The sequence below is a fragment of the Endozoicomonas sp. ALC020 genome (assembly GCF_049275935.1).
GTDB lineage: Bacteria > Pseudomonadota > Gammaproteobacteria > Pseudomonadales > Endozoicomonadaceae > Endozoicomonas_A.
In genome coordinates this window covers 3,088,216-3,104,945 of record NZ_CP184830.1, presented here as the reverse complement: position 1 = coordinate 3,104,945, position 16,730 = coordinate 3,088,216, and the positions used below count along the sequence as shown (strand labels likewise).

Genomic DNA, 16,730 nt, shown 5'->3' with positions numbered 1-16,730 from the left:
AATAGATCATGTCCCTTCCCCATGAACGCTCTAGCACTCTTTTTACTGAAGCCCAGGCTGTCATCCCGGGGGGAGTCAACTCACCGGTCAGAGCGTTCAAGGGTGTCGGTGGCAAGCCAGTCTTCTTCAAAAGTGCCAAAGGTGCCTATATTCAAGATGTCGATGGCAACAGCCTGATAGATTATGTGGGTTCCTGGGGTCCGATGATTCTCGGACATAACCATCCGGATGTTGTCAGCGCCGTTCGCGATCAGGCTCTGGATGGAATGAGCTTTGGTGCGCCCACAACCCTGGAAACCGAGCTGGCTCTGAAAGTCCGTGAAATTTTTCCCTCCATGGAACTGCTCAGAATGGTGAGCTCGGGCACCGAAGCCACCATGAGTGCTATTCGTCTGGCCAGGGGCTTTACCGGCCGTGACAAAATTGTCAAGTTTGAAGGCAACTACCATGGCCATTCTGACTCACTGCTGGTAAAGGCTGGCTCTGGCGCACTGACTCTGGGAGTGCCAAGTTCTCCGGGAGTTCCTCAAGCTCTGGCAGAAAGCACTATTACACTGACGTACAACGACATTGACTCTGTTAAACAGGCTTTTGCAGAAACAGGCAGCGAAGTGGCCTGTATCATCGTCGAACCAGTGGCCGGTAACATGAACTGCATTCCCCCGGTCAAAGGTTTCCTTGAAGGTCTGAGAGAAGTATGTAGTGAGTACGGCGCCCTGCTAATCTTTGATGAAGTCATGACCGGATTCCGTGTTGCCCTGGGTGGAGCACAGGCTCACTATGGCGTAAAACCAGATCTGACGACACTGGGTAAAATCATAGGTGGCGGTCTGCCAGTGGGTGCTTTTGGTGGCCGAAAAGAGGTCATGGAGCACCTGGCTCCACTGGGACCGGTTTATCAGGCTGGTACCCTGTCTGGTAACCCGTTGGCTATGGCCGCAGGGCTGGCGACACTGAGAAACCTGAGCCGTCCCGGCTTCCACGCAGAACTTACCGAAAAAGCAGCGAAGTTACTGGCAGGCTTCAAGGAGAAAGCCTCACAACATGGTATTCCCCTGCAAACCTCTCAAGTGGGTGGTATGTTTGGTTTATTTTTCACTGACCAGCCTCGCGTCGACCGCTTTAATCAGGTAATGGCCTGCGATGGAACCTTCTATGGTCGCTTCTTCCACGCCATGCTGGATGAGGGAGTCTATCTGGCTCCCTCCGCATTCGAAGCCGGATTTATATCCGAAGCTCATGGTGATCTGGAGATTCAGAAAACCATAGAGGCTGCGGATCGTGCTTTCCTTCACTGTCGATAAGGTAATCAATTGACCGTGAAAAATATTTTACTGCGTCGTTTTCCATGCTCACCGGATTCATACATGAGAATGACGCAAAATAGTTTTCTTACCTCACGGCTGTATTCACTATGAGTTCACTGGCTCTTTCGGATGCGGTGCTGGCAGCTGCCAGCACCTTTGCTGTTTTCCTGCTCTGCCAGCAACAGGCATTTGCCGAGATTCACAGAACGGCTACCAAGGGGGCCCTCCTGGGCTTCCTGCTGGTTGCTCTGGCGTCGGCAGCGGGCACCCTGAAGTATGGCTTTTCAGAGATCTGGACCGGTGTCTATCTCTTTCTGAATAACGCCGCTACTTACCTTTCGCCACCATTAGTTGGTACAGCCATTGCCCTGCTTCTGTCTAACAGGGTGTGGAGCAAGCCGGCCTGGGGAAGGATGATCATCGGACTCTGTCTGGCTTACGAAATAAGCCGCTGGTACGGGGTTGAAACACTCTACAGGGACGCCCTGTTGGCTTTCAGCCTGCTCATAGCCCTCTACAGTGTCGTCAGAGCACAGGTAGAGCCCGGACCCAAAGGCTTACTGCTCGTTGCGTTCATCAGCTTTTTTATTGGCGGCCTGGTCATTGGCAATCAGGGCACCCTGGGCGGATACCTGAGGCTTAACCTATTCCGCTACATGCTTGCCCTGGGAAGCCTGCTGATGGCAACCGGTTTGTTCATGCTATTGAAAAACCAGAACCGGCCTTTCGAACAAGCAGACATCAATCAGGAATAAACGAACCCTCCCCTTTCCTGCTGCACTGCCAGCAGCAGGCGACCGGCAAACAAATGCGCGATCAGGGCTCAGACCCGAAGGCTCATGCCGGAGGCATTGGAAACAGTTTGACGTTATTGCCTTTTGCTTCAGAAACCTTGGCTGCCCCTTCTTTTTCAACTTCGTCAATACGAATAATAGACGACAAAGGAATATAACTCCGCTTAACACCTTCGAAAGTGCTCTTTAGTTTCTCTTCACTGGGATCGACCAGCAACTGGCTACGCTCACCAAAAGCAAATTCCTCTACTTCAATAAATCCCCAGAGCTCGCTCTGGAAAATCTGTCGAGCATACACTTCAAAGACTTCAGACTCATTCTGAAAAATAACGCGAAAAATCTGAGATTTCGACATTGACTCCAAACACCTGTGACGCCGGAAACTTTAATGAAAAACATTCATTTCCAAAGGAGATTAGGGACTGGTTCTAACGCCTATGGTCATTTCGGGCATGTAATACTAAAGGCGGCTAGCATAGCACAGACTGGGCGACCATGAGCTAATGAAAACGGGGGTTTATTGGACTTTAGTAATTTTTCGATATCTAAACTATATTTCACTGTGGGCTGGTTATGGAACATGGTTTGTATTCGATATGTTTACAGTGTCGCAAATTTCGGGCCCGGTTTTCTATCTAGCTAACTCTGGTGAGCTTGAGTCCCTTGAATCAGGCATGCTGATTTCTGAGAGCACGATAATTTCAAGTCCCGATGAGCATCATGTGGTTCTTCAGGAAGAATCAGGATCCCCGATCTCTGTTTTAGTGAAAGACCTTCAACCTGTGGCTGACATCTTGCAGAATAATGCTGCTAATTCTGCAATAAACAGTGTCCACTCAGCCAATAGTTTGCCTGACAGTGGTTCAGATGAAACACTGCAAGCGACTGAAACAGCCAGAGAGCATAATGACCGTCGGGTTATGCATGTTATAGAGTTTGAAGACGGGCATCATAAGGCAGCAGCTATTGTGGAGCGCGTTAACCTTGAAGTGGAGGTTTCGAAAGGACAAGCTTCCGCTAATGATCAATCTGCACGAGACTACACCGGCGATTTAAATACAGACTCTGGCTCAGTTTCGCTATTTAATGAAAAATCTTTTTTAAATTCACGAAACGGGACCGTTGCTCCACAGATAGCAGGAAGGTCACCAGCATTATCCGAAAATGCTGCTTCGAGTAATTTACCTCTGACAATTGTCGGCAGTTTTGCTGGTCAAGTGATCGAAGATTCGCAGATCAGTGCTTATGGACAATTGGATTTAAAAAATGGGGAGGGCACTTTCCCCGCGCAAGTTTATCAGGGTAAATATGGTGTTCTGACCATTCAGGAAAGTGGTGCGTGGGGCTACACGCTGGATAACAGTGCATCTGATGTTCAGGGGCTGCATGATGGACAGCGTGTATCTGAGCATTTTGTCGTACATGCTCTAAATACAAACGGTGTTGATTTCTCCCGCGCGTTTACTGTTGAAGTTCAAGGCTCTAATGACTTGCCAGTCGTAAATGGTGGACATGCAGGCCATTCAGTTGAAGGTGTCAGTCAACCGACCACTGGCAGCATTACCTCTACCGATGTCGATACTGGCGACACTGCAACCTTCTCTACCACGATGACAGTAGCAGGGTTCGCACTGAATGCCGATGGCTCCTATTCTTTCGACCCAACCGATCCGGCTTACAACAGCTTGGCTCAGGGCGATTCGGAGAAAATCGTCATCCCGGTCACGGTGACTGACGCTAGCGGCGCTTCTGATACAAAAGCTCTGTTGATGACAATTAGCGGCACCAACGACGCCCCCGTGCTTGATCAGATACAGGCGCAAAGTGTAAAGAAAGATGGCAACCAACTTAGCGGACAGATCACTTCACAAGACCCGGATAACCATGCATCCGTCGCTTATTCAATCGCCACTCCGGTTGATGGCTTCACGCTCAGCAGAGATGGTCAGTATGCCTTTGACCCAGGCCATACCGCCTATCAGCCCCTTGTTGCCGGTCAGAATAAAACGCTGACTATCCCCATCACGGTTACAGATCAACACGGAGCCACCGATACCCGGAATCTGGTCATTACCGTACACGGTCAATCCAATGCTGCGGTGATTGCTGGAGCAGACTCCGGTAGTGTCACCGAGGACTCTTCATTACAAGTCACTGGTAGCCTGAGTATCACCGATAAGGATGCAGGGCAGGATCACTTCCAGGCAGGTATCTACACAGCAACCTGTGGCAACTTAAACCTCAACGCTAATGGTCACTGGGCTTATAATCTGGATAATGCCCATGCCAACGTTCAGGCGCTGGGGGCTGGCACAACGACCACCAACAGCCTGACCGATACAATCCAGATTCAGAGTGCAGATGGCACAACGCATGACATTGTTATCACCGTTAACGGTTCTAACGATGGCCCGGTGCTGAACGCCATTTCCGCCGCCTCTGCAACAGAAGGTGCCAGTCAGGCAACCACGGGAAGCATTACTTCCGTCGATGTTGATACGGACGACACTGCCACTTACTCCACCACAGCGACGGCGGCAGGGTTTACGCTGAAGGCCGATGGTACCTATTCTTTCGACCCAGCCGATCCGGCCTACGATGGTTTAGCTCAAGGCAATACGCAAAGAATCGTGATCCCGGTCACGGTGACTGACGGTAATGGCGCTACAGATACTAAAGCCTTGTTGATGACGGTTAGCGGTACCAACGACGCCCCCGTGCTTGATCAGATACAGGCACAAAGCGCAACGGAAGATGGCAGTCAACTTAGCGGGCAGATCACTTCGCAAGACCCGGATAACCACGCATCCGTCGCTTATTCAGTCGCTACTCCGGTTGATGGCTTCACGCTTAACAGGGATGGTCAATATACTTTTGATCCGGGCCATGCTGCTTACCAGTCCCTTGCGGCCAGTCAGGATAAAACGCTGAGTATCCCTATTACCGTTACGGATCAACATGGAGCCACCGACACACAGAATCTGGTCATTACTGTACATGGCCAATCGGATGCTGCGGTGATTGCTGGAGCAGACTTCGGTAGCGTCACCGAGGATTCTTCATTACAAGTCACTGGTAATCTGAGTATCACCGATAAGGATGCAGGGCAGGATCACTTCCAGACGGGTAACTACAAAGCAACCCATGGCAACTTGAACCTTAATGCTAATGGTCAGTGGGCTTACAATCTGGATAACGCCCATGCCGACGTTCAGGCACTGGGGGTCGGCACCACGACCACCAACAGCCTGACCGACAGGATTCAGATTCAGAGTGCTGATGGCACAACCCATAATATTGTTATCACCATTAACGGTTCTAACGATGGCCCGGTACTGAATGCCATTTCCGCCGCCTCTGCAACAGAGGGTGGCAGCCAGCCGACCACGGGAAGCATTACTTCCGCCGATGTTGATACGGGTGACACTGCAACTTACTCCACCACAGCGACAGTGGCAGGGTTCATGCTGAAGGCCGATGGCACCTATTCTTTCGACCCAGCCGATCCGACCTACAATGGTCTAGCTCAAGGCGATACGCAAACAATCGTGATCCCGGTCACGGTGACTGACGGAAGTGCCGCTACAGATACTAAAGCCCTGGTAATAACCGTTAGCGGTACCAACGACGCCCCCGTGCTTGATCAAATACAGGCGCAAAGCGCTTCGGAAGATGGTAGCCAGCTTAGCGCGCAAGTCACTTCACAAGACCCGGATAACCATGCATCCGTCGCTTATTCAATCGCTACTCCGGTTGATGGTTTCATGCTCGGCAGCGATGGTCAATATACTTTTGATCCGGGCCATGCTGCCTACCAGTCCCTTGCGGTCGGTCAGGATAAAACGTTGACTATCCCCGTTACGGCTACGGATCAACATGGGGCCAAAGATACCCGGAATCTGGTCATTACCGTACATGGTCAATCGGATGCTGCGGTGATTGCTGGAACAGACTCCGGTAGCGTCACCGAGGATTCTTCATTACAAGTCACTGGTAATCTGAGTATCACCGATAAGGATGCAGGGCAGGATCACTTCCAGACGGGTAACTATAAAGCAACCCATGGCACCTTGAACCTTAATGCTAATGGTCACTGGGCTTACAACCTGGATAACACCCACGCCGACGTTCAGGCGCTGGGCGCTGGCGCAACGACCACCAACAGCCTGACCGATACCATTCAGATTCAGAGTGCGGATGGCACAACCCATAATGTTGTTATCACCATTAACGGCTCTAACGATGGCCCGGTCCTGAATGCCATTTCTGCCGCCTTTGCAGCAGAAGGTGACAGCCAGCCGACCACGGGAAGCATTACTTCCGCTGATGTCGATACGGGCGACACTGCAACCTACTCCACCACTGCGGCGCTGGCAGGGTTTACATTGAATGCCGATGGCACCTATTCTTTCGACCCAACCGATCCGGCCTACGATGGTTTAGCTCAGGGCGATGCGCAAAGAATCGTGATCCCCGTCACGGTGACTGACGGTAGTGGCGCTACTGATACTAAAGCCTTGGTGATGACGGTTAGCGGTACCAACGACGCCCCCGTACTTGATCAGATACAGGCGCAAAGCGCGACAGAAGATGGCAGCCAGCTTGGCGGGCAGATCACTTCTCAAGACCCGGATAACCATGCATCCGTCGCTTATTCAATCGCTACTCCGGTTGATGGCTTCACGCTTAACAGGGATGGTCAATATACTTTTGATCCGGGCCATGCTGCCTACCAGTCCCTTGCGGCCGGTCAGGATAAAACGGTGACTATCCCCATTACGGCTTCGGATCAACATGGAGCCACTGATACCCGGAATCTGGTCATTACTGTGCACGGTCAATCGGACGCTGCGGTGATTGCCGGAGCAGACGCCGGTAGCGTCACCGAGGATTCTTACCTACAAGTCACTGGTAGCCTGAGTATCACCGATAAGGATGCAGGGCAGGATCACTTCCAGGCAGGTAACTTCACAGCAACCCATGGCAACTTACATCTTGATGCCAATGGTCACTGGGCTTACAGCCTGGATAACACCCACGCCAACGTTCAGGCGCTGGGGGCTGGCGCAACAACCACCAACAGCCTGACCGATACCATTCAGATTCAGAGTGCGGATGGCACAACCCATAATATTGTTATCACCATTAACGGCTCTAACGATGGCCCGGTTCTGAATGCCATTTCCGCCGCCTCTGCAACAGAAGGTGACAGCCAGCTGACTACGGGAAGCATTACTTCCGCCGATGTCGATGCGGGCGACACTGCAACTTACTCAACCACTACGACGGTGGCAGGGTTTACACTGAATGCCAATGGCACCTACTCTTTCGACCCAGCCGATCCGGCCTACGATGGTCTAGCTCAAGGCGATACGCAAAGAATCGTGATCCCCGTCACGGTGACCGACGGCGGTGGCGCTACTGATACTAAAGCCTTGGTGATGACGCTTAGCGGTACCAACGACGCCCCTGTACTTGATCAGATACAGGCACAAAGCGCGACCGAAAACGGCAGTCAACTTAACGGACAGATCACTTCACAAGACCCGGATAGCCATGCATCCGTCGTTTATTCAATCACTACTCCGGTTGATGGCTTCATGCTCAGCAGGGATGGTCAATATACTTTTGATCCGGGCCATGCTGCCTACCAGTCACTTGCGGCCGGTCAGGATCAAACGCTGACTATCCCCATTACGGTTACGGATCAACACGGGGCCAGCGATACCCGGAACCTGGTCATTATCGTACACGGTCAATCCAATGCTGCGGTGATTGCCGGAGCAGACTCCGGCAGTGTCACCGAGGATTCTTCATTACAAGTCACTGGCATCCTGAGTATTACCGATAACGATGCAGGGCAGGATTACTTCCAGGCGGGTAACTACACAGCAACCCATGGCACACTACATCTTGATGGCAATGGTCACTGGGCTTACAACCTGGATAACACCCATGCCGACGTTCAAGCGTTGGGGGCTGGCACAACGACCACCAACAGCCTGACCGATAGTATCCTGATTCAGAGTGCTGACGGCACAACACATGATATTGTTATCACTATTAACGGTTCTAACGATGGCCCGGTACTGAATGCCATTTCCGCCGCCTCTGCAACAGAAGGTGACAGCCAGCTGACTACGGGAAGCATTACTTCCACTGATGTCGATACAGGCGACACTGCAACTTGCTCCACCACTATGACGGTGCCAGGGTTTACACTGAATGCCGATGGCACCTACTCTTTCGACCCAGCCGATCCGGCCTACGATGGTTTAGCTCAGGGCGATACACAAAAAATCGTGATCCCGGTCACGGTGACCGACGGTCTTGGCGTTACTGATACTAAAGCCTTGGTGATGACGGTTAGCGGTACCAACGACGCCCCTGTGCTTGATCAGATACAGGCACAAAACGCGACGGAAGATGACAGTCAAGTTAGCGGGCAAGTCACTTCACAGGACCCGGATAACCATGCATCCGTCGCTTATTCAGTCGCTACTCCGGTTGATGGCTTCACGCTCAGCAGGGATGGTCAATATACTTTTGATCCGGGCCATGCCGCGTTCCAGTCCATTGCGGCCGGTCAGGATAAAACGCTGACTATCCCCATTACGGCTACGGATCAACATGGAGCCACTGATACCCGGAATCTGGTCATTACTGTACATGGTCAACCGGATGCTGCGGTGATTGCTGGAGCAGACTCCGGTAGCGTCACCGAGGATTCTTCATTACAAGTCACTGGTATCCTGAGTATTACCGATAAAGATGCCGGGGAGGATCAGTTTCAGACGGCTAACTACACTGCGACTCATGGCAACCTTGACCTTAATGCTAATGGTCATTGGGCTTACAACCTGGATAATTCCCATGCCGATGTACAGGCGCTGGGGGCTGGCACAACGACCACCAACAGCCTGACAGATACAATCCAGATTCAGAGTGCTGACGGCACAACACATAATATTGTTATCACCATTAACGGTTCTAACGATGGCCCGGTACTGAATGCCATTTCTGCCGCTTCTGCAATAGAAGGTGACAGCAAGCCGACCACGGGAAGCATTACTTCCGCTGATGTCGATACGGGTGACACTGCAACTTACTCCACCACAGCGACAGTGGCAGGGTTCACGCTGAAGACCGATGGCAGCTATTCTTTCGACCCAGCCGATCCGACCTACAATGGTTTAGCTCAAGGCGATACGCAAAGAATCGTGATCCCGGTCACGGTGGCTGACGGAAGTGGTGCTACTGATACTAAAGCCTTGATGATGACGGTTAGCGGCACCAACGACGCCCCCGTGCTTGATCAGATACAGGCACAAAGCGCGACGGAAGACGACAGCCCACTTAGCGGACAGATCACGTCAAAAGATCCGGATAACTATGCATCCGTCGCTTATTCAATCGCTACTCCGGTTGATGGCTTCATGCTCAGCAGGGATGGTCAATATACTTTTGATCCGGGCCATGCTGCCTACCAGTCTCTTGCGGCCGGTCAGGATAAAACAGTGACTATCCCCATTACGGCTACGGATCAACATGGAGCTACTGATACCCGGAATCTGGTCATTACTGTGCATGGTCAATCGGATGCTGCGGTGATTGCTGGAGCAGAGTCCGGTAGCGTCACCGAGGATTCTTTATTACAAGTCACTGGTAATCTGAGTATCAGCGATAAGGATGCAGGGCAGGATCACTTCCAGGCAGGTAACTACGCTGCAACCCATGGCAACTTAAATCTTGATGCTAATGGTCATTGGGCTTATAACCTGGACGAGACCCATGCCGACGTTCAGGCACTGGGGGCTGGCGCAACGACCACTAACAGCCTGACCGACACAATCGAGATTCAGAGTGCGGATGGCACAACCCATAATATTGTTATCACCGTTAACGGTTCTAACGATGGCCCTGTACTGAACGCCATTTCCCCCGCCTCTGCAATAGAAGGTGACAGCCAGCCGACCACGGGAAGCATTACTTCCACCGATATCGATACGGGCGACACTGCAACTTACTCCAGCACTATGAAAGTGCCAGGGTTTACATTGAATGCCGATGGCAACTATTCTTTCGACCCGGCCGATCCGGCCTACGATGGTCTAGCTCAAGGCGATACGCAAAGAATCGTGATCCCGGTCATGGTGACTGACGGTAGTGGCGCTACTGACACTAAAGCCTTGATGATGACGGTTAGCGGCACCAATGACGCACCAACACTCTCTTCAACAGTAGTGTTGCCTCCGGGTACAGAGGATCAGGTGGTTATCATAAAGGCTTCTGACCTTCTGGCTCACGCCACTGATGTGGATCACCGTGCTCAGCTTAGTATTCATAAGCTGTCAGCAGACCATGGTCGTATTACTGATAATTATAACGGCACATACACCTTCATCCCGACTGTAAATTACAACGGCCCGGTGCAATTTAGCTATGAGGTCAAGGACGAGCATCAGTCCTCTGTCACCCAGACGGCTTCAATGAATCTGGCTGCTATTGATCATCCTTCGATAATATCCGGAAACCTTGTTGCCACTGTTGCCGAAGGTGACATCGGTGATATCACTAATGTCAGAGGCATGCTCACTGTTAGTGATGTTGATGCTGGTGATAATCCGGTTTTCCACAATGTGTCGCCCACTGCAACAACCTATGGTCATTTCACCATGATTAATGGCTTGTGGACCTATCTGCTTGACCAGAGCAAGGTGCAGGAACTAAACCCGTCTGCTCCGGATGCCAGCAAGCGCCAGGCCGCAGACTCTTACACATTTACGGCCAGTGATGGCAATACTCAAACGGTTCATATCACCATCACGGGTAGCAATGATGAACCCACGGTTGCAACGGTTCCTCTAAGTGGTACTGAAGACACAGCCTATACCTTCAGTGCCAGTGACTTTGGCTTTCAGGATGTGGATGCGGGTGCAGTTTTGGATCATGTCACCATCACCCGGTTGCCTGCAGCCAATGAGGGCAAATTCCAGTTAAATGGTGCAGATGTGACTGTCGGCCAAAATATAGTGACCGGTGCTATCCCCAATTTGGTATTCACCCCTGCCGCCAATTTTAACGGCGATGTACATTTTACTTATACCGTTAACGATGGTACGGCAGATTCAGCCATAGCAACTGGCAACATCAGTGTTTCGAGTGTTGTTGATGCCGCTGCCATTTCAACCAGTGCCCCACCTGCAGGAGATGAAGATAAGGCCATCGCACTAAACCTGGTTATTGCATCACACGGTGATACCCTGGAAAGCATTACCCTCACAGGTTTTTTAGCCGGTACTCAGTTTTCATCAGGTCATAGCGATGGTTCCGGTGGGTGGGTAGTAAATGCGAGCGATGTCTCATCGTTGACTTTAACACCTCCAACGAATTATCAGGGCTCCATGCCGTTATACGTCACTGCGACGACGACTGATGGCACCCACTCTGTTACCTCTCCTCCCCAAGCTGTTTCGGTCATGGCCAACTCTGTAACTGATGCAGCATCAGTTGCTTTAAGTTTTTCCGCTGAGCAAAAAGTTATGACCTTTAGCAGTGCGGGAACCGGGGGGGTTCTGAACCAGGGCCAGCTTGATACACCAGACCCTATTACAAAGTTGGCCGTTGAGTTTAACATTATCGGTAGTCAGCAAGTTGCCACAAGTGCTCATCACGGCGCTACGTTTCTGAGTTATGGCGTCCCGGCAGATCCAAATGAGTTTTATGTCTGGAGACCAGATAACCTGACCATTGGAATAGGTCACCATGAATACGCTACCGGCATTGATACAACTGACGGAAATAGCCATCGCTACTCATTATTATGGGACTCAGTGACCGGTCACCTGGATGTTCTTGTCGATGGCCAGAGCGCTTACAGTCATGACCACATTGCAACAGGCTACCAGATCCCGGGGCACGGCGTTTTTGCTCTTGCCCAGGACCAGGATCATTATGCAGAAGAGTCCGGACCTGCTGCCACAGGAAACCATGGATTTAACCCTAACGATGCCTATCATGGTCAGATATTCAGTGTATCGATGGCTGCCAATGTTGATGTTGACAAAACTCTGCTGACTCATTCTCCCCTGGGCAAAGTAATATCAAAAAATGCAGGCCTGGTTTTTGATATACAGGCAGACTATTCTGGCATGCTTGTCGATGTGACAGGTCATCATCAGTTATCACAGGTCGGAGCATTGACCGAACAGAAGGTGTCAGTCGATACGGATATCGCTACTCCCAATAGCTCTGCACTATTGCATTTACACCCAAAGATAACACCACCTGCTGATCCGCAAGACCGTATCAGCAAGATTGAACTCACAGGTTTTAATGTCGGAACGGTATTAAGTGATGGCCATGGTCACGCTCACACAATTACCCAAATGACAGAACATGTCGATGTTCAAAACTGGACAACCACCGACTTGACTGCACTGTTACCAGGTGGGAATGCGCAAAATATGAATATCCGGCTAGTCGTAACAACCTCCGGTGCAGGAGGTGATACGGTCAGTGAACATTCTGCGCCGTTGATAATGGATCCGACCCAGCCTTTACCAGCACCGCCGATTTCAAGCCATGAGCAGGCTCCGGGGAGTGAAAGCGCCGACATTAACGTTCAACATGATAGACAGGCAACTGAAGGACCTATACAGGTAAGCCTTTCTGATAATGAACCTCAAGTCAATCTGGAGGCGCTGCGTGATCAAAATCAACCCCGTACTCAGGGTGATATCGACAATGCCCGGATCATACGTGCCGAGGTCGTTCTTGAAGCAGCTACCGAAAATGAAGCCGAGGGCTCTTTACGGCGTCAGGTTGAGCAACATCTCAATGAACAACAAAGCGAGAACGCTGGAGAACAAACCATTTCCAATGAGCTAAAAAGCGAACCATCACAGCCGACTGATGAAAAACCCTTGGCAAGCAGTAACACAGAGACTACCCACGATGATGCAACCTCAGGGAGTTCAAGCTTTCACATAGAGAATCTGGTACCAAAGCCGGATGATAATTCCTTTCCACCGATTTAACGACACAACTGACAATCGGTGCAAACGCAGACAAGAACCGTTCCAAAACTCAATGTTTGGGAGAATAGATGACAGATCAGAGCAACACTGAAGCCACTGATCGATGGGATACAGGATCTCCCGAGCGGACACACTTTGATGCCTTGCTCGATAGCCTGGTTATCGTGACTAAGTTGTATGATAAACCAAGTACGGCGACTGCCTTAAGTGCAGGCTTGCCTTTGATTGAGAATAAACTCACCCTTGCTCTGTTACCACTGGCGGCTGAACGAGCCAGTTTGTCTGCGCGCTTATTGAATCGTGAACTCGACACAATACTTCCCGAAGTCTTGCCAGCTATTTTGTTGCTTCACAATGGCAATGCCTGCGTGCTGACCAAGCTCGACATTACAGCTGACGAAGCCACAATTATTCGCCCGGAAGCAGGTCTGGGCAAGGCTGAAATGCACCTTGATGAGCTGCGTCTGCTGTACACAGGGTTCTGTTTTTTTATTAAGCGTGAGTATAAATTTGATAAAGGCCGCCGCCTGATAACCGGTGAGGCGGGCAAACATTGGTTTTGGGACACCTTGCGACTGTCTTTCCCAATTTATCGTGATGTGATCATTGCCTCTGTTGTTATTAGTTTATTTGTACTCGCCACCCCCTTTTATGTCCGAAATATCTATGACCGGGTCGTCCCTGACTCAGCTTTTGATACCTTGTGGGCATTTTCAATTGGCGTCGCCATTATTTTTTTCTTCGATCTTTTGCTTAAATTGATTCGGACCTTTTTCCTGGATGTTGCAGGGAGAAAGTCGGATGTCATTCTTTCATCCAGAATTTTTGCTCATGTTCAGGCTTTGAAATTAGAACACCGACCCAGGTCAGTGGGTTCATTTGCCAGAATGGTGAGTGAATTTGAGAGTATTCGGGATTTTATTACCTCTGCAACACTTAGCACATTGGTTGATATACCTTTTGTCATTATTTTCCTGATCGCAATTTATATATTTAGTGGCTACCTCGTTATTGTCCCGATGGTTTCAATTTTTATTATTTTGGTCATTACACTGTTGATCCGTCGACCAGTTGATGAGGCTATCTCTCATAGCTATGGTGCATCCTCGGTAAAGAATGGGTTGCTGATTGAAACCCTTAATGGCCTGGAAACCGTTAAGAGTAATCGAATGGAGGGGTTAAATCAGCGAAAGTGGGAACAGAATATTGGCGAAGCTTCGTACTGGAGCAATCGCTCCCGGCTTTATTCAACCTTTGGTACGAGTACGTCTGGCTTTATCCAGCAAATGTCGACGGTTGCCGTACTCATTGTTGGTGTGTATAAAATTGCAAACCATGATCTGACCATGGGTGGGTTGATTGCGGCCAGTATGTTAACAGGGCGTGTAATTTCTCCAATGACCCATGTTGCAGGCTTAATCGCACGATGGGGGCAAACCAAAGTAGCTTACAAGGGTATTGCCGGTATTATGGCAATGCCTGTCGAACGGGAAGATGAAAAACAGTACCTTCAGTGCGACCTTACTGACGGTCATTATCAGCTTGAAAATGTTTCGTTAACCTTTCCTGAGCAAACTGTTCCTGTTATCAAAAGAGTGTCCATTAATATTCCTGCGGGAAGTCGATTGGCGGTAATTGGTCGCATTGGTTGCGGAAAAACCACTTTGCTTCGGCTCTTAATGGGACTTTATACGCCTACCGAAGGTGTCATTAAGCTCGACGGTATTGATATTCGTCAACTTGATCCAAGTGACCTGCGCAAGATGATAGGCTCAGTTGAGCAACTGCCGACCCTGTTTTCTGGAACGATACGCGATAATATCGCCACGGGTACACCTTATGCTACCGATGCGCAGATTCTTAAAGCCGCAGAGATGGCAGGCGTCATCGAATTTACCGGGACGCACCCGGACGGCTTGAACCGAGAGTGCGGCGAGCAGGGGAGAATGCTCTCCGGAGGTCAACGACAGTGTGTGGCACTTGCTCGCGCTTTGCTCCGGGATCCTAAGATTCTGATCTTTGACGAGCCCACCAGTGCCCTTGATCAAGACTCGGAAAGAAAACTGATACAGCGCCTGAATCGACTGGCACCTGATAAAACCATCATTGTTTTTACACAACGGCTTGCCATATTGAGTTTACTTGATTCCATCGCGGTTATGGATGATGGCGAGATACTGATGAAAGGAGAAAAGCGAAAAATTCTTGATCAGCTTGCGAGTCAATCTCCCGGCCGGATGAGGGCTGTATGAGTTTATCACGGTTAAAAGGCAAAGCATTCACTCAGGCCGATCTCGATTTTATCACTGACGCCTCTCAAGGTGAGTTAATGCGAACACCGTCTGCAGCCAGAGTGACGCTTTGGATAGTATTTGTGATGGTGTTGTTTTTGCTCGTTTGGGCCTATTTTGCCAACATCAATGAAATCGTTCGCGGCCAGGGCAAAGCGACCCCCATTAGCCGTACACAGGTCATTCAAAACCTCGAAGGCGGTACTATTAAAGCAATCCACGTCATTGAAGGGCAGTCGGTCATGCAGGGTGAGCTGCTCATGGAACTTGATCCAACGGTAGCGAGCGGGTCATTGACACAGTCGGTCGTGGAGACTTCATCGTTACTTGCAAAAGAAACGCGCCTTGCAGCAGAAGTTGCTGGTACTCACCCAGAATTTACCCCTGAACAAATTGCTACCCATAACACTTTTATAGATACACAGTTAAAGCTCTATAAGGTGAGACAGGATGAGCTTCATATGCAGCTTGATGACATCCATCTGAAAACAAGCAAGGCTCGCCAGGAACTTGTCTCAGCTCAACAGCAGGTGGAAGATCAGCAGCGACAGGTTGATTTGATCCAGCAGCAGCTCAAAATGAACGAGCCTCTACTTAAAATGGGTGCAGTATCTGAGTCTGTTGTGATTGACGTTAAACAAAGGCTCAGTCAGGCACAATCAGAGGTTAATAAAACAAACAACCAGATCCCAAAGCTGCAAGCAGAGATTCAGCGTCTTGAGAAAGAAGAAGGCAGTACTCTGTCGGGCTTCCGGGCGGAAGCTCAGGAACAGCTATCCGAAGTGCGAACTCGTCTTGGTATTGCACGTGGTAAAAAAACCGTCAACGAGGCAAGTGTTCAAAACACCGAGCTGCATTCGCCGGTTGATGGGGTAATTCAAAAATTGTATGTCACAACCATTGGTGGTGTCGCAAAACCAGGGGCTGAGCTTATCGATATTGTGCCAGTAGATGATGAGCTATTGGTTGAGGCTAAGGTAAAGCCTAAAGATATTGGTTTTGTGCAGCACGGCCAGCATGCAAAAGTGAAAATTTCGGCGTTTGATTTTGCTGTTTACGGTGGGCTGGATGGCAGAGTACAGACCATTTCCGCAGATTCCATTACTGACCCCCATGGCGATAGTTTTTACATCGTAAAAGTAAGAGTCGAAAAAGCTTACTTTGGCGAGGGTTACAGCCACCTGAATGTCATTCCTGGCATGCAGGCAACTGTCGACATCAGCGTGGCAGAACGCAGTGTATTGCAGTACATCATGAAGCCACTATTGAGAGCTTTAAAGTGATAATTGCAGTGGCGAT

6 protein-coding genes are annotated in these 16,730 nt (G+C 50.1%); 5 read left to right on the top strand and 1 reads right to left on the bottom strand.

Annotated elements, in window-relative coordinates; genetic code table 11:
• The first annotated feature begins 8 nt into the window (after positions 1 to 8).
• Together hemL and ACOJUO_RS11390 are read left to right on the top strand one after the other, a co-directional pair.
• Positions 9 to 1,304, top strand: a complete 1,296-nt coding sequence (hemL, locus tag ACOJUO_RS11395) for a glutamate-1-semialdehyde 2,1-aminomutase (protein WP_422136819.1) — start codon at positions 9 to 11, stop codon at positions 1,302 to 1,304.
• A 110-nt stretch (positions 1,305 to 1,414) separates the two neighbouring features.
• Positions 1,415 to 2,062 (top strand): hypothetical protein, encoded by a 648-nt coding sequence (locus tag ACOJUO_RS11390; protein ID WP_422139837.1) that lies wholly within the window; start codon positions 1,415 to 1,417, stop codon positions 2,060 to 2,062.
• An 82-nt stretch (positions 2,063 to 2,144) separates the two neighbouring features.
• Here the strand turns inward: ACOJUO_RS11390 and ACOJUO_RS11385 are convergent, their stop codons facing one another.
• Positions 2,145 to 2,456, bottom strand: a complete 312-nt coding sequence (locus ACOJUO_RS11385; protein ID WP_317143534.1) for a DUF1820 family protein — start codon at positions 2,454 to 2,456, stop codon at positions 2,145 to 2,147.
• A 319-nt stretch (positions 2,457 to 2,775) separates the two neighbouring features.
• On the opposite strand from ACOJUO_RS11385, the gene ACOJUO_RS11380 reads away from it, so the two are divergent.
• The 3 genes from ACOJUO_RS11380 (at position 2,776) to ACOJUO_RS11370 (ending at position 16,714) form a co-directional block, all read left to right on the top strand.
• Positions 2,776 to 13,140 (top strand): VCBS domain-containing protein, encoded by a 10,365-nt coding sequence (locus ACOJUO_RS11380; protein WP_422139836.1) that lies wholly within the window; start codon positions 2,776 to 2,778, stop codon positions 13,138 to 13,140.
• A 68-nt stretch (positions 13,141 to 13,208) separates the two neighbouring features.
• Positions 13,209 to 15,392: a type I secretion system permease/ATPase gene (locus ACOJUO_RS11375; RefSeq protein WP_422139835.1), complete on the top strand. Its 2,184-nt coding sequence runs from the start codon at positions 13,209 to 13,211 to the stop codon at positions 15,390 to 15,392.
• Positions 15,389 to 16,714: an HlyD family type I secretion periplasmic adaptor subunit gene (locus ACOJUO_RS11370; protein ID WP_422139834.1), complete on the top strand. Its 1,326-nt coding sequence runs from the start codon at positions 15,389 to 15,391 to the stop codon at positions 16,712 to 16,714. The genes ACOJUO_RS11375 and ACOJUO_RS11370 overlap by 4 nt, the downstream gene beginning before the upstream one ends.
• The last annotated feature ends 16 nt before the right edge of the window (positions 16,715 to 16,730 follow it).

Excerpts from the sequence above, each read along its gene's own strand:
- hemL (WP_422136819.1), top strand. The coding sequence starts at position 9 with ATGTCCCTTCCCCATGAACGCTCTAGCACTCTTTTTACTGAAGCCCAG.
- ACOJUO_RS11390 (WP_422139837.1), top strand. The coding sequence starts at position 1,415 with ATGAGTTCACTGGCTCTTTCGGATGCGGTGCTGGCAGCTGCCAGCACC.
- ACOJUO_RS11385 (WP_317143534.1), bottom strand. The coding sequence starts at position 2,456 with ATGTCGAAATCTCAGATTTTTCGCGTTATTTTTCAGAATGAGTCTGAA.
- ACOJUO_RS11380 (WP_422139836.1), top strand. The coding sequence starts at position 2,776 with ATGCTGATTTCTGAGAGCACGATAATTTCAAGTCCCGATGAGCATCAT.
- ACOJUO_RS11375 (WP_422139835.1), top strand. The coding sequence starts at position 13,209 with ATGACAGATCAGAGCAACACTGAAGCCACTGATCGATGGGATACAGGA.
- ACOJUO_RS11370 (WP_422139834.1), top strand. The coding sequence starts at position 15,389 with ATGAGTTTATCACGGTTAAAAGGCAAAGCATTCACTCAGGCCGATCTC.